The sequence below is a fragment of the Mycobacterium sp. E3298 genome (assembly GCF_001666895.1).
GTDB lineage: Bacteria > Actinomycetota > Actinomycetes > Mycobacteriales > Mycobacteriaceae > Mycobacterium.
On sequence record NZ_LZJB01000469.1, the window covers coordinates 1 to 1,000 of the forward strand.

The window sequence follows — 1,000 nt, forward strand, 5'->3', positions numbered from 1 at the left end:
GCCTGATCCTGATGACCCTGCGCCGTTTCGGCGCCGCCGACCGCTACGTGCGGGCGGGCCGCTGGCTGCGCGACGGCCCGTTCCCATACGCCCGGGACCTCAGCGGCCTGCAGGTTGGCATCCTGGGTCTGGGTCGCATCGGTTCGGCGATCGCGACCAGGCTGCTCGGATTCGACTGTGCCGTCGCGCAGCCAGCGGCCCGCCCGCACGTAGCGGTCGGCGGCGCCGAAACGGCGCAGGGTCATCAGGATCAGGCCCAGCGCGGTGTCGGCCACCGTGTCCGAAAGGACGTCGGGCGTGTTGCTGACGCCGATGCCGCGGCGCCGCGCCGCGGGCAGATCGATCAGGTCCACGCCGGCGCCGTTGTTGACGATCACCTCGAGGTTGGGCAGCGCGGCGATGGTGTCGCCGTCGACACCGGCCGTGCCCGATGTGATCACGATGCGAACGTCAGCCGCATGTTCGGCGAAGAAGTCGGCGCGCCCCGGACCGTCGGGAAGCTTGGGGATCTCGTACCGCGCGGTCAGCTCGGCTTCGAAAGTCCGCTCGAAGCGGCCGATCCGCAGCGCATGTCCAATCTTTTTTGTCGTCACGCGTCCATCATCGGGCGTCGGTGAAATATTCGGGCGGCGGTCGTGGTTGTGATGCCCGGCGGTGTCGTACATTCCCCCGGGTACCACCTTGAGAACCGTCGCTTCGAGCGACCACTTGCCGAGAGGCGCGAAGACGGCACCGTCCCTCAAACTTTTTCCATTGCGCGGGAAGCAATCCCCCGGCGGCTCGGTTGCACCGCGGGTGCGCATCGGAGTGGTGTTCCCGCAAACCGAGGTTGGCGGCGACCCGGCGGTCGTGCGTGCATACGGCGAGGGCGTACAGGAACTCGGATTCAGCCATATCCTGGCGTACGACCACGTCGTGGGCGCCGACCCCCTGGTGCACCGCGGCTGGACCGGCCCATACGACATCGACTCGACGTTTCACGAGCCGTTCGTCTTGTTCG

The 1,000-nt window shown here is 67.9% G+C and carries 3 pseudogenes; 2 read left to right on the top strand and 1 reads right to left on the bottom strand.

Going from position 1 to position 1,000, the window contains the following annotated elements:
- Positions 1-188, top strand: a pseudogene (locus tag A9X05_RS32735) (NAD(P)-dependent oxidoreductase); the annotation flags it as partial.
- Here the strand turns inward: A9X05_RS32735 and A9X05_RS21600 are convergent.
- A pseudogene (locus A9X05_RS21600) lies at positions 180-593 on the bottom strand (2-hydroxyacid dehydrogenase); the annotation flags it as partial. The pseudogenes A9X05_RS32735 and A9X05_RS21600 overlap by 9 nt on opposite strands.
- 202 nt (positions 594-795) lie before the next feature.
- Between A9X05_RS21600 and A9X05_RS21605 the strand changes: the two are divergent.
- Positions 796-1,000 (top strand): annotated as a pseudogene (locus A9X05_RS21605) (LLM class F420-dependent oxidoreductase); the annotation flags it as partial.